We start from the raw sequence: 22714 nt of genomic DNA on the forward strand, positions 1-22714 counted from the left end.
AGAAAGAGAGCTTGAAATGGGTTTCAAAGTTGCAGTTGCGGGAGCGACCGGAAATGTGGGCCGGGAAATGCTCAACATCCTCTCGGAGCGCGGCTTCCCCGCCGACGAAGTCGTGGCGCTCGCCTCCGCGCGTTCGCAGGGTACGGAGGTTTCCTACGGTGATCGGACACTGAAGGTTTCCAACCTCGAGAACTACGATTTCTCCGACACTGACATCTGCCTGATGTCTGCGGGTGGCGAAGTGTCCAAGAAGTTCTCGCCGAAGATCGGCCAGCAGGGATGCGTCGTGATCGACAACTCCTCGGCCTGGCGCTACGACGCCGACGTGCCGCTGATCGTTCCGGAAGTGAATCCGGATGCCGTGACGCCGTTCACCAAGCGCAACATCATCGCCAACCCGAATTGCTCGACCGCACAGCTCGTCGTGGCTTTGAAGCCGCTGCATGACTTTGCCAAGATCAAGCGTGTTGTCGTCTCGACCTACCAGTCGGTTTCCGGCGCAGGCAAGGACGGCATGGACGAGCTCTTCAACCAGACACGCGCCGTCTTCGTTGCCGATCCGATCGAAAACAAGAAGTTCACGAAGCGCATCGCCTTCAATGTCATTCCCCATATCGACGTCTTCATGGAGGATGGCTACACCAAGGAAGAATGGAAGGTTCTAGCCGAGACCAAGAAGATGCTCGACCCGAAAATCAAGGTCACGTGCACGGCCGTACGGGTTCCGGTTTTCATCGGCCATTCAGAATCGGTCAATATCGAGTTCGAAAACGAGATCACCGCCGATCAGGCGCGCGAGATCCTGCGGGACGCTCCGGGCTGCCTCGTCATCGATAAGCACGAAAACGGCGGCTATATCACGCCTTACGAATCTGCCGGCGAAGACGCGACTTATATTTCGCGCATCCGCGAAGATGCGACAGTCGAGAATGGCCTCAACATCTGGGTGGTTTCAGACAACCTGCGAAAGGGCGCGGCTTTGAATGCAATCCAGATTGCCGAGCTCCTCGTCAACCGCGGTCTCATCAAGCCCCGCAAGAAGGCCGCCTAACACCAAAAATTAACCATAATTTACTATCAGCCCCGCATATCGCCTGATGATGCGGGGCTTCCTACGAAAACTGGCCGATGGCCATCAGGTTGCAAGGCACCGAAAGGTGATCGTGACAAAATTATCTGCTGCTGGCATTCTTGCGCGGCGCCAAGCTTGTGCAGATGGAGATCGGGGTTTCTGATGAGCATGACAAAATTCTTTGTGGCGGTCATCGCAGCGGCGAGCGTACTCCACGCCGTTCCGGCAGCGGCAAAGGCTGCCCAGTGCGGCAACAACGGCGCGGGTTTCCAAGCTTGGGTTGCCGACTTCAAGCAGCAAGCAGCCGCCAGCGGCGTCAGCCCATCGGTGCTGGACCGGGCCTTCGCCAATGTGAACTATAATAAATCGACAATCGCAGCCGACCGTGGGCAGAAGAGCTTCAAGCTCTCCTTCGACGCATTCATGAAGAAACGGGGTGGCGCCACGATCATCTCCCGCGGCAGAAGCATGAAGCGCGCCAATCAAGGACTCTTCGCCTCGATCGAAAGCCGCTACGGCGTGCCGGCCGGACCGCTGATCGCGATCTGGGGAATGGAGACCGGCTTCGGCAGTTATATGGGCAATCAGCATACCCTGTCTGCCGTTTCGACCCTCGCCTATGACTGCCGCCGCTCGGATTATTTCACCGATCAGCTTTATGCCGCTCTGCAACTTGTTTCCGAAGGCTACCTCAGCCCGCAGGCTCGCGGCGCGGCGCACGGCGAAATTGGACAGACGCAGTTCCTGCCGCGCAACGTGGTCCGTTTCGGAGCCGACGGCGACGGCGACGGACGCGTCGACTTGGTCGGCTCGCGCGCTGATGCCCTGGCTTCGACGGCAAACTTCCTCAGAGGCCACGGCTGGCAGGCAGGCGCGGGTTATCAGCCAGGCGAAGCGAATTTTGCAGCAATCGCTGGCTGGAACGCAGCAACCGTCTATCAACAGGCAATCGCTTACATCGGCCAGCAGATCGACGGCCAGTGAGCTTTCCCGCCCGCGAAGTTCATACTTCCGGGCGGATAAAATCGCGCGTTTCGGCGTCCATCACCCATAATTCGCCGGTCGAGATATCGAACCAGGCCCCGTGCAGGGCGATCTCGCCTGCCTCTTCAAGCGCCTTGATATCCGGAAAAGTTCTCAGGTTGTTGAGCGAGTTGCGGATCGAGACGCGCTCGAGCGCCGTCTGGCGCTCGGCGGCAGTCATCACGTCGTTGCTTTGAATCTGCTCGGCAGCCGGCCGGACGAGTGACATCCAGCGGCCGATGAAATCACCAGGCGACAGCGGTTCGGAATTGGGATCGAGTGCTGCGCGTATACCACCGCAGCGGCCATGGCCCATGACGACGATGTCGGAAACCTTCAAGACCTGCACCGCGAATTCCAAAGCGGCCGACGTCGAGTGGAAATGGCCATCCGGCTCGTAAGGCGGGACCATGTTGGCGACGTTGCGGATGACGAAAAGCTCACCGGGGCCAGCGTCGAAGATAAGTTCCGGTGCTGCGCGCGAGTCCGAACAGGCAATAACCAGCGTATTCGGATTCTGGCCGTTTTCAGCCAGCATCTTATAGCGGTCGCGGGCGTCGGCATAACGACCGTTCATGAAGTTGCGATAGCCGTCCAGAAGGGTAGTTGGAAAACACTGCATGACTGTCGATTAGCGCGCAGTCGCCGCAAGATCAACTGCTGCACGTGCGAAATGCGAAAACTGCCGTCGCTTAGCTCTTCTTCCGTTGAGCGGGATGCATGAGGCGGCGCATCTGCACCATGGCCATTGGCGTCGAGAGGCTTGATGCATCACTTGCGAGCGTGAGCTCGTCACTGCCGCGTTTGACAGCACGTACCAGCACTTCATAGACGCTGGCTGTTGCAAGCTGCAATGCTTTTTCGTCGTCCATCCCGGAAAGCAGCCGCGAGAGGAAGACGGCTGCCAGCAGGTCGCCCAATCCATTCGGTGGCTTGTCGACGACGCGATGCTCGGCAAGCAGGGCATGGCGGCCCGAGAGATAGAGATTTCCGGTGCCGCCAGCCATCATCGGAACAGCGGAGGTGACAAGCATGCGGGAAGGGCCGAGGGACAGGGCAGCCTCCATGACGGCCGTATTGTCCTCCAACGGGGCGCCCACCATCCAGGCCAGCTCATAGCGGTTGGGTGTGGCCAACGAGGCCAGTGGGATCAGATGGTCGCGGATCGCCTCCGCTGTTGCTTCGGGAACATAGAGGCCGCCCAGATCCCCCATCACCGGATCGCAGACATAGAGCAGCTCGGGGTTTCTTTCACGCAATGCGCTGACCAGACGGGCAACGGAACCAGCCTGGGCAGCGTTTCCGAAATAACCAGACAAAACCGCCTTCACTTCTCCAACCCACGGCGCACGGATGAGATCATCGATAGCGGCATCGAAATCGGCCTCCGCAAAGGTGAGCCGGGTCGAACGGCCATGGCCGGGATGCCAGGGCAGAATGATGGTCGGCAGTGCCCAGACCTGATGGCCCAGCGTCTCAAGCGCGAAGACGGCGGCGCGATTGCCCACCGAACCGCGAACGACATGGCTGGAGATGACGATCACCGCTCCTGCAGCACTATTGTCCGGCATAGTAATTCTGAACCCCGCATTCGATGCGCTTTTGATCGTCCTTTTGCCGCGCCGCTGTCAACCATTCTTCATCCATGCGTGGAAATCTGGGCGAGCCGACAAAACACTGGCCTTACGCTTCCAAAAATCGGGAAATTCTCCGAAATCTTACGAAATCCGGATCAAAAACGCACAAAAACTGCCAGGGCGGAGCCTCTTTTAGGGGTTTTTTCGATAATTCTTCTGCTAACTTGCGGCAAATCACACACATCGGGGGAATGTCTTCAATGGCTGCCAAAAACAATCCGCGACGCGAAAAGCTGATCGAAAGCGCGAGGAAGATCGCTGCTGCGGCCAAGGAACAGCATCTCGATCCGGAGATCCTCTTCGGCCGGGCAAGCGGAGACGACCTCGATCGCTATACAGCGCAGATGCTGGCGCTTTGTGCCGTTCATTCTGCCAAAGAGCTTGCGGGCTGGGACGGCAAGGTCCCGCGCGTTACGATCGAAACGCTGGCTGATGTCGAACCCGATGGCGTTTCAGTCTCGATCCTGACGGTGACCGATCACAACAAGCCGTTCCTTTACGAGTCGGTTATGAGCGAGGTCACAAGCACGTATCGCGATCTCTATATGGCGGTGCATCCGATCCTGGTGATGGAGCCTGGAAAAACGCCGGTCCTTTATTCAGCCGAGGAGCCGAGCGATCCGGCAAGACGTGTCAGTCATATCCAGATTCACATTTCGCCTTTGACTGCGGCCCAATCCGACGACCTTCGCAAGCGCGTCATGATCGTCTTGGAGCAGGTCCGCCAGGCTGTTTCCGACTGGAAGCCGATGCTTTCCAAGCTCGACACCGTGATTGCCGAATTGCGCAGCTACAGCGCCAGCCGCAAGAAGGCCGATCGAGACGAAGCACTTGCTTTCCTGACCTGGCTACGCGATGAAAACTTCACCTTCCTTGGGATGCGTGAATATGTCTATTCCGGCAGGGGCAGCGAAGCCAAGGTCGAGCGTGACAAGGGCGCTGGCCTCGGCATTCTTTCTGATCCCGATGTGTTGGTGCTGCGCACCGGCAAGGATGCCGTAACGACAACGCCGGAAATCCTCGCCTTTCTCGATGGTCCGGATTTCCTGATCGTCACCAAGGCGAATGTTAAATCCGTCGTCCACCGCCGCGCCTATATGGACTATGTCGGTGTCAAGCGGTTCGACAAGGATGGCAATGTCACCGGTGAGCTGCGCATCGTCGGCCTCTTTACATCGACGGCCTATACGTCCTCGACGTCGGAAATTCCGCTCATCCGTTCCAAAGTCGCCAAAGTAACAGATCATTTCGGCTTCGATCCCATGAGCCATTCCGGCAGAATGTTGGCCAACACGCTGGAATCTTATCCACGCGACGATCTTTTCCAGATCGACACGACGCTGCTTGCGAATTTTGCGGAACAGATCAACGATCTGGTCGAACGGCCGCGCGTCCGCGTTCTGCCGCGCATCGATCATTTCGATCGTTTTGTGTCGGTCATCGTCTATGTGCCACGCGAGGAATATGATTCCATCGTCCGAGAAAAGATCGGCACCTACCTGAAGACCGTCTATGACGGCCGGGTCTCTGCCTATTACCCGGCTTTCCCGGAAGGGCGGGTTGCGCGCGTACACTTCATCATCGGCCGCTCCGGAGGCAAAACGCCGCGCATACCGCAATCGAAACTCGAAGAAGCAATCCGCGCCATCACCGCCCGCTGGGACGATCGCTTCGAAGCGCTGGCTGGGCCCAAGGCGCCGAAGATCGGCGTCAGCAACGCCTTCCAGGATTCCTTCACCGCTGAAGAAACGGTTGCCGATCTGCCGGACATCATCGATTGCGCCTCTGGCGAGCCGATACGGATCGCATTCTATTACCGCAATGATGCAGAACGCGGCCGGATCTTCTCACTCAAGATTTTCCATGCAGGCGAGCAGCTCCCGCTTTCACGCCGCGTGCCGCTTCTCGAAAATCTCGGTTTCAACGTGCTGAGCGAGCGAACCTTTGACATCGAAGTTCCAACCGCAGACGGCTCGGTCAACATCGTCGTACTGCACGATATGGAGCTTGAAGACCGCAGGGGCGCCGAAATTGACCTAAGCCGTCATGGTGCGGCGCTGGAAGAGGCCTTTATTTCTGCTTTCGACGGCACGATCGACAATGACAGTTTCAACCGGCTGATCCTTTCGGCGGGGCTTTCTGCACGCGAGACGAATGTCCTGCGGGCCTATGCGCGTTATCTTCGTCAGGCCGGTATCGCCTATTCGCAGGATTACATCGCAACGACCCTCGACAAATACCCGGAGATTGCCGCTTCGATCTTCCGCCTGTTTTACGACGCGCTCGATCCGCAGCTTAGCGAGAGGGCCCGCATGAGAAAGCTCGCCGAGCTGCATCGGTCGATCGAGGCGGCGCTCGCCAATGTGCCGAGCCTCGACGATGACCGCATCCTGCGCCGATACATCAATATCGTCGACGCAACGCTGCGGACCAACTACTTCCAGCGCAATGCCGATGGTTCGCCGAAGGCGATGCTTGCCTTCAAGCTCGATCCGAACCTCGTCGATGGTCTGCCGGACCCGAAGCCTTTTCGCGAGATCTTTGTCTATGGAGTCGAGGTCGAAGGCGTGCACCTGCGTTTCGGCAAGGTTGCCCGCGGCGGCCTGCGCTGGTCGGATCGCGCCGAGGACTACCGCACGGAAGTGCTGGGCCTCGTAAAGGCCCAGCAGGTGAAGAACGCCGTCATCGTTCCAGTCGGCGCCAAGGGCGGCTTTTATCCGAAGAAACTGCCTGCTGGCAGCCGGGATGAAATCTTCAATGCCGGCCGCGAAGCCTACAAGACTTATATCCGCACACTGCTTTCGATCACCGACAACATTTCAGGCACCGATATCGTGCCTCCGGCAGATACGGTACGGCTCGATGGCGACGATCCCTATTTCGTCGTCGCCGCCGATAAGGGAACGGCAACCTTCTCCGACACGGCCAACGCACTGGCGCAGGAGGCTGGTTTCTGGCTCGACGACGCCTTTGCCTCAGGTGGATCGGCCGGCTATGACCACAAGAAAATGGGCATCACCGCGCGTGGCGCGTGGGAAACCGTAAAGCGTCATTTCCGCGAGATGGATATCGACATCCAGACGACACCGTTTACGGTGGCCGGTGTCGGCGACATGTCCGGCGACGTTTTCGGCAACGGCATGCTGCTTTCTCCGAAGATCAAGCTGCTTTCGGCCTTCGACCACCGTGACATCTTCATCGATCCCGATCCGGATATGGAAAAGACGCTCGCCGAGCGGCAGCGACTTTTCAACCTGCCGCGTTCAAGTTGGCAGGACTTCGACAAGTCGGTACTTTCCAAAGGCGCGATGATCATTTCACGCTCTTCGAAATCCGTGACGCTGACCCCGGAAGCGGTTGGCGCGATCGGCATCGACAAAGCGGTGGCAACGCCCTTCGAGATCATCACGGCAATCCTGAAGAGCCCGGTAGACCTTCTCTGGTTCGGCGGCATCGGCACCTATGTGAAAGCGCAGTCGGAAACCGATACGGAAGTGGGAGATCGTTCCAACGATCCGATCCGAATCACGGCTGACGAGGTGCGGGCGAAGGTGATCGGCGAGGGCGCCAACCTCGGCGTCACGCAAAAGGGCCGCATCACTTATGGCCTGAAAGGCGGACGGAGCAATTCCGATGCGATTGACAATTCGGCCGGCGTCAACACCTCGGACGTCGAGGTGAATATCAAGATCGCGCTCGCCAATGCGATGCACGACGGGCGGCTCACACGGGCAAAACGCAATCAGCTGCTGTCCTCGATGACGGACGAAGTCGCAGCACTCGTTCTGCGAAACAACTATCTGCAATCGCTGGCGATTTCGCTGACTGAGCGCAGGGGAACCGCTAACGGCCTTGAGCTCGCGCGCTTCATGAGCGTGCTGGAAGGAGCCAAGCAGCTCAACCGGAAGGTGGAAACGCTTCCCGATGAGGCGACGCTTGCCGAGCGTTATGCTGCCGGCAAGCCGCTGACGCGGCCGGAAATCGGCGTGTTGCTCTCTTACGCCAAGATCGTGCTTTTCGATTCCGTTACGGCAAGCGACCTCCCGGATGATCCTTATTTCGCGTCGACGCTTTCAAACTACTTCCCGGCGAAGATGCAAAAAACCAATGCCTCCGATATCGCAAGCCACCGGCTGCGACGCGAAATCATCGGGACGGTACTTGCCAACGAGGCCATCAATCGTGGCGGCCCTGGCTTTGTGGTGAGCATGATGGATGCGACAGCTGCGTCAGCCCCGGAAGTCGTCCGTGCCGCGATCATCGCCCGCGATGGCTTCGACCTGACCAGGCTTTGGACCGAGACGGATGCGCTCGACGGCAAAATTTCCGGCCAGATCCAGAATCGCGTATATGAAGAGATCGGCCACAGCTTCACCGTCTTGACTCGCTTGCTCCTGAAGACCGGCATGGCCAAAGGCGGCATAGCAGAAACCATTAGTCGGCTTCAGACCGCGTTGAAGAAGCTGAAGCCCTCCTTCGCCGCGCAGGCTCCCGCAGAGTTTGAAGCGCGTGCCGCGGAGTATCGCGAAGCGGGGCTTCCAGAAAGTTTGGCCGTCGTCATCGCCGGGCTGCCGGGTTTTGTACTGGTGCCGGAGATCATGCAGATCGCCGAACGCACTGGCGAGGCGCTTGGACGTGCCGCGGAAAGCTATTTTGCGGTATCGCAGACCTTCCGCGTTGGACGGCTGCTTGCAGCCGGCGCCCGCATTCTCACTTCGGATCACTACGAGAGCCTGGCTTTGGCGCGCAGCATCGACCAAATTGCCAGCGCCCGCCGCGATATCGTGATCTCGGCGCTGACCGAGCATGGCAAGGAAAAGCTGCCGGTTCAGGCGTGGCACGGTGTCGATCGCATCAGGATCAACCGCATTGCCGAAGAGCTGTCGAACCTCAGCGAGAGCGGCGATCCGACCCTTGCGCGAATCACGGTGGCCGCAGGTCTTTTAACCGATCTTGCGCGCGACCGGGCGAGGTGACACAGTCCGCCGCGAAAGCGGGAGTGTAGGCGTGAGCAGAATAGACTGGACCGGAACGGGAACGCCGGCGCCGCAGAAGGCTTCGGAAAAGGGCATCTGGAGCTGGATGCTTTTCGATTGGGCGGCGCAGCCGTTTTTCACGGTCGTGACCACGTTCATCTTCGGACCCTACTTCGTCTCACGCCTGACCGACGATCCGGTTTCCGCACAAGCAATGTGGAGCAATATGGCGACGATCTCTTCGGTGATCATAGCCCTGCTCTCTCCGATCCTCGGCTCCATCGCCGATCAGTCCGGCGCCCGCAAACCCTGGATTGCCTTTTTCGCCATCATCAAGGTTGTCAGCCTCTTCGGTCTTTGGTTTGCCGCGCCCGGTTCGCCAGTTGTCTATCCGGTGGTCTTGATGATCCTGGCCTCGATCGCCGCGGAATTCTCGATCGTCTTCAACGATTCCATGATGCCGCGCCTTGTGGGCAAGGATGAGGTCGGCAAGCTGTCCAATACGGCCTGGGGGCTTGGCTATCTGGGCGGCATGATCGTGCTCATCGCTGTTGTGGCGCTGCTTGCGGCAAACCTGGAAACGGGAAAGACGCTTTTGGGGTTCGACCCGTTGTTCGGGCTTGATCCTCGAACCGGTGAGGACGCGCGCGTTACAGGGCCGATTTCCGCGGTCTGGTACCTCGTCTTCATCATTCCGATGTTTCTTTTCACACCCGATGCGGCGAAGGGCTTGCCGCTCGCTGCTGCGGTCCGTTCCGGCCTCAGGCAGGTCAGGAGTACGATTGGCGAGTTGAAGAACCGAAGGGGCATCCTGAAATTCCTGATTGCGCGTATGATCTATCAAGACGGCGTCAACGGATTGCTGATCCTTGGGGGCGCCTTCGCCGCCGGCATGTTTGGATGGGCGACGATCGAAATCGGACTCTATGGGATCATTCTCAACGTGGTGGCGATTTTCGGCTGCGTCATCGCCGGACGCGTTGATCACCGGATCGGATCAAAGGCAACGATCCTGATCAGCCTGACGCTGCTTTTGCTCGCAACCGGCGGAATCGTTTCGACGGGGCCGGGATATACGCTTTTCGGCCTGCTGCCGATGTCGATGGCCGACGCCGGAGGGCTTTTTGGCACGGCGGCGGAAAAAGCCTATATTCTTTACGGGCTGCTGATCGGCCTCGCCTTCGGTCCCGTCCAGGCTTCGTCGCGCTCTTATCTGGCGCGCAGCGTCAGCCTGCAGGAGGCAGGGCGCTATTTCGGCATCTATGCGCTGTCGGGCCGGGCCACGAGCTTCATGGCAACGCTCTTCTTCTCACTGATAACCTATGCCACCGGATCGGCGCGTCTCGGCATGGCGACGCTGGTGCTTTTCCTCGCAGGCGGATTGATCCTGCTGATCGCGACGCCTTATCCAGCCGACAGGAAGCAAGCCTGACATGAACCCCGGTTGAGCGCCGGGATTCTGTCCGGTCAATGACGGAAATGGCGCATCCCGGTGAACACCATTGCGACGTCGTGCTCGTTGGCAGCGTCTATCACCTCTTGGTCGCGCATCGAACCGCCCGGCTGGATAACTGCCGTCGCACCTGCGGCAATCATCGACAAAAGACCATCGGCGAAAGGCAGGAAGGCTTCCGAAGCAACCGCAGAGCCGCGTGTCATCGGAGTTGGCAAACCCAGGGCCCTGGCGGCTTCCTCTGCTTTCAGTGCAGCGATACGGGCGGAATCGACACGGCTCATCTGGCCGGCGCCGATGCCGGCGGTCTGGCCATCTTTGGCGTAAACGACGGCATTCGACTTCACGTGCTTGCCGACCTTGAAGGCAAACTTCATGTCTTCCAGTTCCTGTGCCGTCGGCGCGCGCTTGGTCACGACCTTCAGCTCCAGGTCCTCGATCATGCCATTGTCACGGCTCTGGACCAGCAGACCGCCGGAGACCGTTTTCGCAGTGAGGCCCGCGGCACGCGGATCGGGCAGACCGCCGACGGAAAGCAGGCGCAGATTAGGCTTCCTCGCAACGATCGCCTTGGCTTGTTCGGTTACATTCGGAGCGATGATAACTTCTGTAAAGAGCTTGATGATCTCTTCGGCGGTCTCTGCATCGAGCGTGCTGTTGAGCGCAATGATGCCGCCGAACGCAGAAACGGAATCGCAGGCGAGGGCCCGTCTGTAGGCTTCGACAAGGCTTGGCCCCGTGGCAACGCCGCAAGGATTGGCATGCTTGATGATGGCGCAGGCGGGTGCCTTTTCTGGCAGGAATTCAGCCACGAGCTCATAGGCGGCATCGGTGTCGTTGATGTTGTTGTAGGAGAGCTGCTTGCCCTGCAGCAGCGTCGCCGTCGAAACGCCGGGTCGTTTGTCACCGGTGATGTAAAAAGCCGCCTTCTGATGCGGATTTTCACCGTAGCGCATCTCTTCCTTCAGGACGCCGCCGATCACCCGATGGCGCGGCGTATCGACAAGAAGCGCGTCGGCGAACCAGTTGGAGATCATCGCGTCATAGGCCGCGGTGCGGGCATACGCCTTGGCCGCCATACGCTGGCGAAACGCATAGGTCGTCTGGCCGGCATCGGATGAAAGCTGTTCGAGCAGTTCCGGGTAATCTGCAGGATCGGTGAGGACCGTAACGTAAGCGTGATTTTTGGCAGAGGCACGGATCATTGCCGGACCGCCGATATCGATGTTCTCCACCGTCGTGGGATAATCACCACCGGCGGCACGCACATCTTCGAACGGATAAAGGTTTATGACGGCAAGATCGATACCGTCGATACCATGCATCTTCATGGCTTCCTGATGCTCGCTGTCATCACGGATCGCCAGGAGACCGCCGTGGACCTTCGGATGCAGCGTCTTAACACGACCATCCATGATTTCCGGAAAGCCGGTGACTTGCGAAACGTCGGTAACGGCCAAACCCGCGGCCGCGATGGCCATGTGCGTCCCGCCTGTCGAAAGCAGGCGGATACCCTTTTCGGAAAGGGCGCGGGCAAGCTCGACAATGCCCGTCTTGTCGGAGACGGAGAGCAGCGCGGTTTTGACTTTGACCCTGTCGGGGGCGGGGATTTTCTTGGAGGTGACGGCCATGAACCTTCTCCGTTCGGGGTTCGGGAGACATCCGGCAAGGGACGCACAGGATAATGGCGCCGCGTTAGCACGGGCTATGGCGATGCGCAAACAGCGACTAGCTCTTGCGGGACAAAAACCAGCGAATTTCCGGCTTCTCGGCAACAACGAAGTCGATCTCGATCTGGTCAGAACCGCAGATGCCGGAGGCGTCGGCAAAAAAGATATCTTCAGTGACCAGAACCTCGTTCCCCGGCGACGAGAAGAGCCAACTCTCTCCATCCGGCGCCGTCAGCAACACGGACTCGCGATCATTCTGCTTCACATTTATGGCCGGATGGATATGGAAACGAGCCGCAGCACGAAGAGGCTCTTCGATGGCGCGCTCGTCCTGCCGCACCAGCCGATCACGGCCGGTAACGATGGAACCTGCGGCATTCAGCGTCAGTTCGCGCTCATGAAGCATGCCGAAATTCCTAAGATACCCGTCGTGACTGACCTTGATGCCATCGCGTCCGTCGTCAGTTTCGGCGCGCTCAACGCTAACGGTCTTGACCGAATCGGTCATGACATGACCGAGAAATTCCGAGGCCGAGAACCGGCTGGATGAGGTGTCGTTCAGTGTCACGGTCGAATGCGTTGCGGTCGTGCGCGCCATCTGTACATAGCGTCGGCCAGCGAATTTCGGTGAGCCGGAGTTGACGATAAAGCGGTGGCGACCCGACGACATTTCAAAGGAAAGGCAGCCCGCATGCGCCGTGCGTGACAGGGGGCCGGCTGCGGGAGGGCCGGTATCGGCGATCAAGATAGTATTTCCCGCCGCAAGACGTTGATAGCGCGAATGCGGCATTGCCTTGAAAGGCGGGCCGGCCGTTTCGTCATAACGCAGAACCGACATCAGCTCATTGGCAAGCGTCGATGTCGCGCCGTTAAACAGCGCAAGATCACCGTTGTGGTGGCGGAAAAAGCGTAGCGCCGGATACATGCGATCGATGCCCGAAATCAGCTTCTGCGGCAGATCGTGACCGAGATTCACATAGGTCTGCCGAAGCGGCAGGAGATCGAGAAGCAATTCCAGGCCTGTGCGCGGATTGCGGGAGATATGGCCGCCATCGGGCAGAATCTGGCTATCGAATTCATTATCCAGCGCCTGGGCGGCCTTGCGCAGCACGCTTTGCCGCGCCGGCATTGCAATCGAAGCCATGGCGAGGGCGATCCGCAAGCGGAAGAGAACTTCCCCCGGCGGCGCGAAAGCTGCCATGCGCCGCAGGTAGCGAACCTGAAAGGCAAGGGACTTCATAAATCGGCGGTAGAAGCTTCGATCGGCATTCTGCAGCACGACCGGCGAATGCGAGAGCCAGGCAATCACCCGCTGTGACGTGACGTCGATTTCCCAGGCAATGCCTTCCATGCGGCTACCATGCAGCGACAGCCAGCTATCGACGATCGCCCGGGCAACCGCACAAGCTTGATCGCTCTTGTAGGCACGCATATGACGAAGCCAGCCGAAGCCATGCAAACGGTTGGCGAAAGCGCGTGAGGGAAGGGTAAAGCCGAAGGGCGATTTGCCGTTCGTCTCCAGTAGGCGGCCCGCCAGAGCAAAGCGGCCGTTCATGATCTCCTCGGCGATATGAGGATCGATGGCGCGAAGATCCGTCGGCGCGACGATAAGCCTTTCGGGCACTTGGATTGTATGGCGGAAAAGGCGCAGGCGCAGCGATGCGATGCGCCGCGACATGCGGCGCCAAGCCTCCCGAACATACAAACTCGAAAACCGCGGGCCGGACTGCATATCCTATTGTCTATTGATCCTCATGATTAAGAATAGGTGAATGAGGGCCGGTTTCAGCGGCAAGACCGCGTGAATTTGTGACGGAACCGAAATCTGGGGAAGGTCCATGCAATCAGGCAACACGCCGCAGCACTGCAGCATAAAAACCGTCGAGGCCTGAAGCGACCGTCGCGGGCATGCGCAGCATGGCGGGGGTCGTCCGGAACTCGCCCAGGGGACTGATTGCCATTTCCAAACCGGGCCATCGAGCAGCGTCGATCGGGACGCGCTCGACATTCGGTGTGTCGGCCAAGACTCGGCGGACGACATCCTCGCCTTCCACGGGATCAAGCGAACAATTTGAAAAGACGAGAGTACCGCCAGGCTTCAGGAGCGTCAGCGCATGGCGAAGCAATCGTTCTTGCACGCCAGCAAGCTTTGCGATGTCATCAGGCCCCTTTGTCCAGAGAACATCCGGATGACGGCGCGTCGTGCCCGTCGAGGAGCAAGGCGCGTCGAGCAGGATGGCGTCAAACGGCTCCTCCGGCTGGTACTTCACAAGATCCGTCGCGAGCGTTTCAGCCTTGAGGGCGAGGCGATCGAGATTGGAGCGTAGGCGCTTCAATCGATTTTCGGATTGATCAATCGCAATGACGCTGCCTCCGGCGAGAACGAGTTGTGCGGTCTTGCCGCCGGGTGCAGCGCAAAGATCGATGACGCGTTTGCCGGACAGGTCCCCAAGCAGCTTGGCCGGAATGCTTGCTGCGGCGTCCTGCACCCACCATTCGCCTTGATCGAAACCTTCGAGGGAAGGGATGGTGCCATCAAAGGCTGCGAGACGCACGCCGCCGGTCGGCAGAACTTCCCCATTCAGCCTGGCTGCCCAGCCCGCCGCATCCGACTTCACGCTGAGATCAATTGCCGCCGGCTCGAGCTGAGATTCGGCGATCGCCGCGGCGGCTTCTTTCCCGTAAGCCTTCTCGAGGCGGTCGACAAACCAAGCCGGCATCGGCGAAATCTTCGCAGTCTCTTCGAGGACCTGCTCCTTCTCGCGGCTAAGACGTCGCAGGATTGCATTCACCAGTTTTGCAAAGCGGCGATTGCGGGGATCCTGATTTGCCTGCTCGACGGCAAGATCGACCGCGGAATGGTCGGGGACGTCGAGATAAAGGATCTGGGCCGCTCCAACCGCAAGCACATGATGAAGTGCGCGTGCGCCTTCCGGCAACGGCGAGTCCAATAGGGAAGCAATCGCCACATCGATACGGGGCAGGTAACGCAGCGCCGTGTTGAGGATTGCGCGGACCAATGCGCGATCACTCTCCCCGAGTGCCTTATATGCTGGATTTCCGTGTTCGTGATCCAAAGCACCATCTAGCGGCAGTTTACGGTCGACCACGGCAGCGAGAATCTTCGCCGCGGCCGCGCGCGCCTCTAGGCCCGGCTTTGGGGCGAAGCCTTCTGCAGGCTTTATCTTCTTGTCGAAAGGCTTGTTTCTGCCGTCTGAGTTCAAGACCAGGGCCCTTTTGGCGGTTGGGAACCACCGCGGCCAATACCCGTGTTCGGAACCGAGCGCGATTTGCGCCACGGATTACCAGCGCGAACGGTCGCCGTCGAGCCGTTCATGCCGTTGCCTGCCATTTCGTGAAGTGCTGCAATACGGTTTTCCGTGTTGGGGTGCGTCGAAAACAGATTGTCCATCCGTTCCCCCGAGAGAGGATTGATGATGAACATATGGGCTGTCGCAGGATTGCGCTCGGCATCGTAATTCGGGATATGCGCCGCGCCACGGGCAATCTTGCCAAGCGCTGAAGCCAGCCAGAGCGGTTCGCCGCAGATTTCGGCACCGCGCCGGTCGGCAGAATATTCGCGCGTCCGGCTGATCGCCATCTGCACAAGCATGGCGGCGAGCGGTGCTACGATCATCGCCAGTAGCATGCCGACGAAACCGAAGGGGTTGTTGTTGTTCTCGCGATTGCCGCCGAAAAAGAAAGCGAAGTTGCCGATCATCGAGATTGCACCGGCAAGCGTCGCCGTGATCGTCATCGTCAACGTGTCGCGGTTCTGGATATGGGCCAGTTCATGGGCCATCACACCCGCCACCTCCTCCGGCGAGAGCGCGCTGAGCAGCCCTGTCGAAGCCGCAACGGCGGCGTTCTGCGGATTGCGACCCGTAGCGAAGGCATTCGGCTGCGGATTGTCGTAGAGATAGACTTTCGGCATGGGCAGACCGGCATTTCGCGCAAGATCGCGGACGATGCGGAAGAATTCCGGCGCGTTGCGCTCATCGACCTCCTGCGCCCGGTAGGCTGAAAGAACCATCCGGTCCGAATTCCAGTAGGAAAAGAAATTCATGCCCGCAGCAATTAGGAAGGCGATCATCATGCCGCCGCGGCCACCGATCAGAAATCCGACGAACATGAACAGGGCCGTCATGAAGGCAAGCAACATGGCAGTGCGAACAAGGTTCATCGAGGTCTCCATTTCCCATCTGCGGCAAAAGGGTTTCAATCGAGCTGCCGGCGCATTATGATTTGGTTATTCGCCAGCCATTTTCAATATTTCCGGCGGGAGACGCAATTGCAGCCAGCTGACAACGACAATGTAGACAGCACTGCGGCAGAAGAAGCAGAGCCGCCGCGCAAGGTTCTGTCACCGGCCGCCAAACGCGCGCTTGCCGAAGCCGAAGAGCGCCGCAGGAACCAGAAGCCCCTGGAACTGCCACCGGAGATCGGTGGACGGGGAGGAGCCGAGCCCGCGCGCTTCGGCGATTACGAAATCAACGGCCGAGCGATCGATTTTTGAGGAATATTCCTCGCTTCACGCCTTGAGGCCCTTGCAATTCTCCCGGTGATGCAGTCGGGGGCTCCTGCTACGGGTTGGCACGCTTGAATCGAAAGCCCAGTCGCCGCTGACATCGGTGACAGATATGTTGCTGTTGAGGCGACACCATTGGCCCCGGCAGGCAACGAAAAGTCCATGTGTGCCGGCTCCATTGATGCGCCAGAGATGCTTTAGAGCTTGCAGAAGAGCGCGCCGGGAGAAGGCGCACGGCATGCGCTGCCAGAATTAAGGCCCGTTCACGCGCACCGTTGCTCAACATGGGACGACACATGTCTCGGGATTGTCGCCGGCGCGCGCAAGCTGCGCGCGATCTGTACCAGCACGAACTGAAAAGCGGCTCCCTGGTATTCGGGGAGCCGCTTTTTTCAGGCGGTTACCTTGTTCTGCCTGTTGGCGATGAGGTCATCGACTACCGCCGGATCGGCAAGCGTGGACGTATCCCCGAGCGCGCCGAAGTCGTCTTCGGCAATCTTGCGCAGGATACGGCGCATGATCTTGCCGGAACGGGTCTTTGGCAGGCCGGGCGCAAACTGGATCTTGTCCGGAGATGCGATCGGGCCGATTTCCGTGCGAACATGCTTCACCAGCTGTTGGCGCAGCTCATCGGATCCCTCGTTGCCGGCCATCAGCGTCACGTAGCAATAGATGCCCTGTCCCTTGATCGAATGCGGGTAGCCGACGACCGCGGCTTCCGAAACCAGGTTATGCGAGACGAGCGCGGACTCCACCTCGGCCGTGCCGAGGCGGTGACCGGAGACGTTCAGCACATCGTCGACACGACCGGTGATCCAGTAGTAGCCGTCCTCGTCGCGGCGGCAGCCGTCGCCGGTAAAGTACTTGCCCTTGTACGTGGAAAAGTATGTCTGGATGAAGCGATCATGGTCGCCATAGACCGTGCGCATCTGCCCGGGCCAGCTGTCGGTAATGCAGAGGTTGCCGTCGGCAGGGCCTTCCAGCACCTTGCCCTCATTGTCGACCAGCTGCGGCTTCACCCCGAAGAACGGTACCGTCGCTGAACCCGGCTTCAGGTCGATCGCACCAGGCAGCGGTGTGATCAGGATACCGCCCGTCTCTGTCTGCCACCAGGTATCGACGATCGGGCAACGGCCATCGCCGACGACATTGTAGTACCACTCCCAGGCTTCCGGGTTGATTGGCTCGCCGACCGTCCCGAGCAGGCGCAAGGACGAGCGGGACGAACGGGTAACAAAATGATCGCCGGCGCCCATCAGCGAGCGGATCGCTGTCGGAGCGGTATAGAAGATATTGACCTTGTGCTTGTCGATGATCTCCCAGAAGCGGCCCTGGTCCGGAAAGTTCGGCACGCCTTCGAACATCAGCGTCGTCGCGCAATTGGCAAGCGGACCGTAGACAATGTAGGAATGGCCGGTCACCCAGCCGACATCGGCCGTGCACCAGTAGATATCGCCATGGTGATAGTCGAAGACATATTCATGCGTCATCGACGCGTAGACGAGGTAACCGCCCGTCGTGTGCAGGACGCCCTTCGGCTTGCCGGTCGAGCCTGAGGTATAGAGAATGAACAGCGGGTCTTCCGCCTTCATCTTCACGGGCGGGCACTCGGCTTTGACCGTCGCCGCTTCCTGGTGGTACCAAAGGTCGCGGCCGGGAGCCCAACCGGTCTTGCCGCCGGTCCGGCGCACGACGAGAACCTTGCTGACCGTCACATGCTGGCGGGCCGCAATGTGGATCGCGGTATCGGTATTGTCCTTCAACGGCACGGGCTTGCCGCCGCGCACGCCCTCGTCGCAGGTGATGACGAACGTCGATTCACAGTCGACGATACGTCCGGCAAGCGCCTCCGGCGAGAACCCGCCGAAGACGACGGAATGCACGGCGCCGATGCGCGCGCAGGCGAGCATGGCATAGGCCGCCTCGGGTATCATCGGCATATAGATGGTGACGCGGTCGCCCTTCTTGACGCCATGCTTCTTCAACACGTTCGCCATGCGGCAGACATGCTCGTAGAGCTCGTTGTAGGTGATCTTCTTGTCGATATAGGGATTGTCGCCTTCGAAGATGATGGCGACCTGGTTGCCGTGCGTTTTCAGGTGGCGGTCGATACAGTTGTAGGAAACGTTCGTCTGGCCGTCTTCGAACCACTTGATCGAGACCTTGCCGGTAAAGGACGTGTTCTTGACCTTCGTATAGGGCTTGAACCAGTCGAGGCGCTTGCCGTGCTTGCCCCAGAATTTGTCCGGGTTCTCGATGCTCTCCTCGTACCATTTCTCATACTTGGCCTTATCGATCAGGGCATGACTCTTCACCAGTTTGGTAACCGGATGGATCTTTTCCGACATGTTGTTCCTCCTCAACACAGGCACCGGCTAACTGCGAAAAGCGATCACCGGAACTCGATTCATGGCATTCATAGCAGGTCAAAAGCACCCGGCAATTAGACAAAGGTCATTTCATTCCTGATCAATTGCAATTCTGCGTCACTCCAGTTATATAGCGCCATATTTCCGGATATTATCGTGATATCCACGGACCGCGACACCGGCGCGGACGACAGAAGGACTATATCCATGGCTCAACAATTGCTCATGCCGAAGGCGACCGCCATCTGGCTCGTCGACAATACGGCGCTGTCTTTCGATCAGATCGCCCAGTTCTGCAAGCTGCATCCGCTCGAGGTGAAAGCAATTGCCGACGGCGAGGCAGCGCAGGGCATCAAGGGCCTGGACCCGATCTCGACCGGTCAGCTTTCACGCGACGAAATCGCCCGAGCCGAAGCAAACCCGAACCACAAGCTGAAACTCTCGGAGCCGAAGGTTCGTGTTCCTGAATCCAAGCGCCGTGGTCCGCGTTACACGCCTGTATCCAAGCGCCAGGACCGTCCGAATGCCATTCTCTGGCTCGTTCGCAACCACCCGGAGCTGAAGGATGCTCAGATTTCGCGCCTCGTCGGCACGACGAAATCGACGATCGAGCAGATTCGTGAACGCACGCATTGGAACTCGGCCAATCTGACGCCGATGGATCCGGTCACGCTCGGCCTCTGCAGCCAGATCGATCTCGATATGGAAGTGGAAAAGGCATCCAGGGGGCGGCCACTGCCGACCGCCGCCGAGCTTGGCGCCACGCTGCAGTCCGCCCAGGAAACTGAGCGCATGAGCCCGAATTTCGAACGCGAAGAAGAGCGCGAAATCGACGCCGATGCCGTCTTCGCCAAGCTCAAGTCCTTGAAGTCTTCCTCCAAGGATAAGGATGAAGACGAAGACGATCGCTTCTGACCTGTCGGCAAGGATAGACCCGCCGGATCGCTCCGGCGGGTCTTTTGTTTTCTGCTGTTGCCGCGTTTAGCTGCGGAAGAGCGACAGGATGTTCTGAGATGCCGAGTTCGCAATCGACAGAGATTGGATTGCAAGCTGCTGCTGCGTCTGAAGAGCGGTGAGCTTGGAAGATTCTTCTTCCATGTCGGCGTCGACAAGACGGCCGATGCCCGAGTCGATCGAGTCGCTCAGGGTCGAGACGAAATCTTCCTGGAGTTGGATGCGTGTGGAGATCGAGCCGAGCTGTGCACCGGCGCTGGTCATTGCCTTGAGAGCGGATTCGACAGCCGTCAGCGCCAGACCGACATCTTCCGTGGTGAAATTGGTGATGTCCATCTTGTAGACGGAGCCGATCGTACCGTTCGACGTGCCGATGATACCCGTGGACGTTTCGATAAGGCCCCCGCTCATGCCGAACAGGACGTTGCCGACCGAGGTATCGTCCAGGATGTATTCCGTCTGTTTGACAGATACAGCGTTCGAGCCATCGCGCACGAAAGTCGAAACGACGCTCTTCGTACCCTCGCCTGCGACCCAGTTCTCGCCGGAGAAGGAAGCAGACTGAGCGATGCTCAGTAGCTGGGCCTGAAGCTGGGAAATCTCTTCCTGGACCTTCGCCTTGTCGACGCCCTTTTCGGTTGCGGCAACCAGCTTGGCCTTGATTTCGGACACAATATCGATAGCGCTGTCCATCGCGGCATAGGCAGTGTCGACCTTGGCGGCACCGAGGCCGAGAGCGTCGGAAACGGCCGAAAGGGCCTTGTTGTCGGAACGCATGGTCGTTGCGATCGACCAGTAAGCAGCATTGTCAGCGGCCTTGCCGACCCGCAGGCCGGACGAAACGTGATCCTGGGTTTCCTTGAGGCTCTGGTTTACACCGCGAAGGGTCTGCAGTGCCGCCATCGCGGCAGTGTTCGTTAGAATGCTTGACATCGCTTTTTGTCCAATTCGCTTGGGTGAAAGGGCATTCCGGCCGAGACCGGGAGCGGCGGTGCATCATGCTCACCTGCAACAGGTGTCCGTGCGCCGAACCTAGCGAAAACATGGTTAACAACTCGTCAACACTGGTTACATCTCGTCAACGAATCTTACCGAATAGGTAATTCCCTACATTGGAAGCGAACCAAAACCCTTGCTGCGCAGGGCATCCGCGATTTCATGCAGAATAGCGGGATCGTCGATGGTCGCCGGCATTTTCCATGGTTCGCCGTCCGCGATCTTCTGGATTGTGCCACGTAGGATCTTGCCGGAACGGGTCTTCGGCAGACGTTCGACGACAATCGCCGTCTTGAATGCAGCCACCGGACCGATCTGGTCGCGAATCAGCTCGACGACCTCAGCTTCGATCGCTGCCTTCGCCCTTGTGACGTTTTTCTTGAGCACGATGAAGCCGCACGGCACCTGGCCCTTGAGCGGATCGGCAATACCGACGACTGCGCACTCGGCAACATCCTCATGCTGTGCGCAGACCTCTTCCATTGCTCCTGTCGAAAGCCTGTGGCCTGCACAATTGATGATGTCGTCCGTGCGCGACATGATGAAGAGATAGCCGTCGTCGTCCACATAACCAGCGTCCGCTGTCTTGTAAAATCCCGGAAATTCCTCGAGATAAGCCGAGCGAAAACGCTCGTCTGCACCCCAAAGCGTTGGCAGACAGCCCGGCGGCAAGGGCAGCTTGGCGACGATGTTGCCGAGCGTGCCGGGCCGAACCTGATGTCCTGCATCGTCGAGAACCTGGATCTCGTAGCCAGGCACGGGTACGGACGGCGAACCGTGCTTTACCGGCAGCACACCGAGGCCGAGTGGATTTGCAGCGATCGGCCAGCCGGTTTCCGTCTGCCACCAATGATCGATGACGGGAACCCCAAGCATCTTTTCCGCCCATTTAAGGGTTTCGGGATCGGCTCTTTCACCCGCAAGAAAAAGAGCCCGGAAATGCGGTTTCGAATAGCGGCGCACGAGCTCGCCATCGGCATCCTCGCGGCGGATCGCCCGGAAGGCTGTCGGAGCGGTAAAGAGAACACGCACGTCGTATTCGCAAATCACGCGCCAGAAGGCGCCGGCGTCGGGCGTGCCGACGGGTTTGCCCTCGAAGATTACAGTCGCTACACCCGCAAGCAACGGCGCATAGACGATATAGGAATGGCCAACCACCCAGCCGATATCGGAGGCTGCCCAGAAAACTTCGCCGGTTTTCATTGCGTAAATGTTCGCCATCGACCAGTGCAGCGCGACCATATGCCCACCATTGTCACGCACGACGCCTTTCGGCTGACCGGTGGTGCCGGACGTGTAAAGGATATAGAGCGGATCGATTGCCTTGACGGCTACGCAAGGAATGTTCTTGCCATGGTGGAGCGCCACGGCTTCTTGGAAGGCATGGTCGCGCCCAGGCATGAGTTCGGCCCTCAGTTGCGGCCTTTGCAGAACGAGGCAATGCGCAGGCTTTGATTTCGCCGCAGCGATCGCCTGATCGACGAGCGGCTTGTAAGCCACGACACGGCCGGGCTCCAATCCGCAACTGGCAGTGACCACGAGCTTTGCACCGCAATCATCGATGCGAGCCGCCAGTTCATTGGCAGCAAACCCTCCAAAGACCACGGAGTGGATGGCGCCGATGCGAGCGCAGGCAAGCATGGAGAAAATGGCTTCGGGCACCATCGGCATGTAAATGATGACACGATCACCTTTGCCGATGCCCAACGCTTGAAAGGTCGCCGCGATTGCCTGCACTTCGGCAAGTGCTTGCTCGTAACTAAAGCGTGCCTTGGCTCCACTCATGGCACTGTCGAAGATGACGGCTGTTTCGGTGCCGCGCCCGGCCAACACATGACGATCCAGGCAATTGTAACAGGTGTTGGTCTCACCGTCTGCGAACCAGCGGCCGTAAACCCCTTCTGATGGCGAGAAGATCTGCTGCGGTTGCTTGAACCAGGTGATCGCTCTTGAAGCCTCGCGCCAGAATGCTTCCGGATCGCTCTTCCAGCCCGCATAGACCTGATGATAGCTGCTCTGCATTTGCTCCTCCCCAG

At 59.1% G+C, this 22714-nt stretch carries 15 protein-coding genes; 6 read left to right on the forward strand and 9 right to left on the reverse strand.

Annotated features, from left to right (window positions below; genetic code table 11):
• Positions 1 to 16: 16 nt before the first annotated feature.
• Together AM571_RS20420 and AM571_RS20425 are read left to right on the forward strand one after the other, a co-directional pair.
• Positions 17 to 1051 (forward strand): aspartate-semialdehyde dehydrogenase, encoded by a 1035-nt coding sequence (locus AM571_RS20420; RefSeq protein WP_074062966.1) that lies wholly within the window; start codon positions 17 to 19, stop codon positions 1049 to 1051.
• Positions 1052 to 1234: 183 nt separating this feature from the next.
• The gene (locus tag AM571_RS20425; RefSeq protein ID WP_074062967.1) at positions 1235 to 2056 is read left to right on the forward strand and encodes a lytic murein transglycosylase; all 822 of its coding nucleotides are present in this window, start codon (positions 1235 to 1237) and stop codon (positions 2054 to 2056) included.
• Positions 2057 to 2075: 19 nt separating this feature from the next.
• Here AM571_RS20425 and AM571_RS20430 read toward each other — a convergent pair whose 3' ends face one another.
• A complete protein-coding gene (locus AM571_RS20430; RefSeq protein WP_074062968.1) occupies positions 2076 to 2717 on the reverse strand; it encodes a carbonic anhydrase in 642 nt (213 codons plus the stop codon).
• A 70-nt stretch (positions 2718 to 2787) separates the two neighbouring features.
• Entirely contained in the window at positions 2788 to 3666 is an 879-nt protein-coding gene (pdxY, locus tag AM571_RS20435; RefSeq protein WP_074062969.1) for a pyridoxal kinase PdxY, read from the reverse strand.
• Between the two features lie 266 nt (positions 3667 to 3932).
• On the opposite strand from pdxY, the gene AM571_RS20440 reads away from it, so the two are divergent.
• Positions 3933 to 8708 (forward strand): NAD-glutamate dehydrogenase, encoded by a 4776-nt coding sequence (locus AM571_RS20440; RefSeq protein ID WP_074062970.1) that lies wholly within the window; start codon positions 3933 to 3935, stop codon positions 8706 to 8708.
• A gap of 31 nt (positions 8709 to 8739) precedes the next feature.
• Entirely contained in the window at positions 8740 to 10140 is a 1401-nt protein-coding gene (locus AM571_RS20445; protein ID WP_074062971.1) for an MFS transporter, read from the forward strand.
• Positions 10141 to 10175: 35 nt separating this feature from the next.
• On the opposite strand, the gene purH is transcribed toward AM571_RS20445, so the two are convergent.
• From purH to htpX, 4 genes are all read right to left on the reverse strand, one after another.
• Positions 10176 to 11792 (reverse strand): bifunctional phosphoribosylaminoimidazolecarboxamide formyltransferase/IMP cyclohydrolase, encoded by a 1617-nt coding sequence (gene purH / locus AM571_RS20450; protein ID WP_074062972.1) that lies wholly within the window; start codon positions 11790 to 11792, stop codon positions 10176 to 10178.
• A gap of 97 nt (positions 11793 to 11889) precedes the next feature.
• The gene (locus AM571_RS20455; RefSeq protein WP_074062973.1) at positions 11890 to 13563 is read right to left on the reverse strand and encodes a heparinase II/III family protein; all 1674 of its coding nucleotides are present in this window, start codon (positions 13561 to 13563) and stop codon (positions 11890 to 11892) included.
• 112 nt (positions 13564 to 13675) lie between these two features.
• Positions 13676 to 15061: an RsmB/NOP family class I SAM-dependent RNA methyltransferase gene (locus AM571_RS20460; RefSeq protein ID WP_074063389.1), complete on the reverse strand. Its 1386-nt coding sequence runs from the start codon at positions 15059 to 15061 to the stop codon at positions 13676 to 13678.
• On the reverse strand, positions 15052 to 16014 hold the full coding sequence (htpX, locus tag AM571_RS20465; protein WP_074063388.1) for a zinc metalloprotease HtpX: 963 nt from the start codon (positions 16012 to 16014) through the stop codon (positions 15052 to 15054). Before htpX ends, AM571_RS20460 begins: the two co-directional genes overlap by 10 nt.
• Before the next feature lie 108 nt (positions 16015 to 16122).
• Between htpX and AM571_RS20470 the strand changes: the two genes are divergently transcribed.
• Positions 16123 to 16347 carry a DUF1674 domain-containing protein gene (locus AM571_RS20470; RefSeq protein ID WP_074063390.1) on the forward strand — a complete coding sequence of 75 codons (225 nt, stop codon included), beginning with the start codon at positions 16123 to 16125 and terminating at the stop codon, positions 16345 to 16347.
• A gap of 404 nt (positions 16348 to 16751) precedes the next feature.
• Here the strand turns inward: AM571_RS20470 and acs are convergent, their stop codons facing one another.
• Positions 16752 to 18707: an acetate--CoA ligase gene (acs, locus tag AM571_RS20475; RefSeq protein ID WP_074062974.1), complete on the reverse strand. Its 1956-nt coding sequence runs from the start codon at positions 18705 to 18707 to the stop codon at positions 16752 to 16754.
• 228 nt (positions 18708 to 18935) lie between these two features.
• Between acs and AM571_RS20480 the strand changes: the two genes are divergently transcribed.
• Positions 18936 to 19643, forward strand: coding sequence for a DUF1013 domain-containing protein (locus AM571_RS20480; RefSeq protein WP_022719513.1), 708 nt, complete (start codon positions 18936 to 18938; stop codon positions 19641 to 19643).
• A 66-nt stretch (positions 19644 to 19709) separates the two neighbouring features.
• Here AM571_RS20480 and AM571_RS20485 read toward each other — a convergent pair whose 3' ends face one another.
• Both AM571_RS20485 and AM571_RS20490 read right to left on the reverse strand, forming a co-directional pair.
• Positions 19710 to 20615 (reverse strand): flagellin, encoded by a 906-nt coding sequence (locus AM571_RS20485; RefSeq protein ID WP_039846538.1) that lies wholly within the window; start codon positions 20613 to 20615, stop codon positions 19710 to 19712.
• Positions 20616 to 20789: 174 nt separating this feature from the next.
• Positions 20790 to 22700 (reverse strand): propionyl-CoA synthetase, encoded by a 1911-nt coding sequence (locus tag AM571_RS20490; RefSeq protein WP_074062975.1) that lies wholly within the window; start codon positions 22698 to 22700, stop codon positions 20790 to 20792.
• Positions 22701 to 22714: the final 14 nt, after the last annotated feature.

It is taken from the genome of Rhizobium etli 8C-3 (genome assembly GCF_001908375.1).
GTDB classification, from domain to species: Bacteria; Pseudomonadota; Alphaproteobacteria; order Rhizobiales; family Rhizobiaceae; genus Rhizobium; species Rhizobium etli_B.

What these genes read in the sequence shown, in the direction of transcription:
- AM571_RS20420 (WP_074062966.1), top strand. Translation starts at nt 17, where the DNA reads ATGGGTTTCAAAGTTGCAGTTGCGGGAGCGACCGGAAATGTGGGCCGG.
- AM571_RS20425 (WP_074062967.1), top strand. Translation starts at nt 1,235, where the DNA reads ATGAGCATGACAAAATTCTTTGTGGCGGTCATCGCAGCGGCGAGCGTA.
- AM571_RS20430 (WP_074062968.1), bottom strand. Translation starts at nt 2,717, where the DNA reads ATGCAGTGTTTTCCAACTACCCTTCTGGACGGCTATCGCAACTTCATG.
- pdxY (WP_074062969.1), bottom strand. Translation starts at nt 3,666, where the DNA reads ATGCCGGACAATAGTGCTGCAGGAGCGGTGATCGTCATCTCCAGCCAT.
- AM571_RS20440 (WP_074062970.1), top strand. Translation starts at nt 3,933, where the DNA reads ATGGCTGCCAAAAACAATCCGCGACGCGAAAAGCTGATCGAAAGCGCG.
- purH (WP_074062972.1), bottom strand. Translation starts at nt 11,792, where the DNA reads ATGGCCGTCACCTCCAAGAAAATCCCCGCCCCCGACAGGGTCAAAGTC.
- AM571_RS20455 (WP_074062973.1), bottom strand. Translation starts at nt 13,563, where the DNA reads ATGCAGTCCGGCCCGCGGTTTTCGAGTTTGTATGTTCGGGAGGCTTGG.
- htpX (WP_074063388.1), bottom strand. Translation starts at nt 16,014, where the DNA reads ATGAACCTTGTTCGCACTGCCATGTTGCTTGCCTTCATGACGGCCCTG.
- acs (WP_074062974.1), bottom strand. Translation starts at nt 18,707, where the DNA reads ATGTCGGAAAAGATCCATCCGGTTACCAAACTGGTGAAGAGTCATGCC.
- AM571_RS20480 (WP_022719513.1), top strand. Translation starts at nt 18,936, where the DNA reads ATGGCTCAACAATTGCTCATGCCGAAGGCGACCGCCATCTGGCTCGTC.
- AM571_RS20485 (WP_039846538.1), bottom strand. Translation starts at nt 20,615, where the DNA reads ATGTCAAGCATTCTAACGAACACTGCCGCGATGGCGGCACTGCAGACC.
- AM571_RS20490 (WP_074062975.1), bottom strand. Translation starts at nt 22,700, where the DNA reads ATGCAGAGCAGCTATCATCAGGTCTATGCGGGCTGGAAGAGCGATCCG.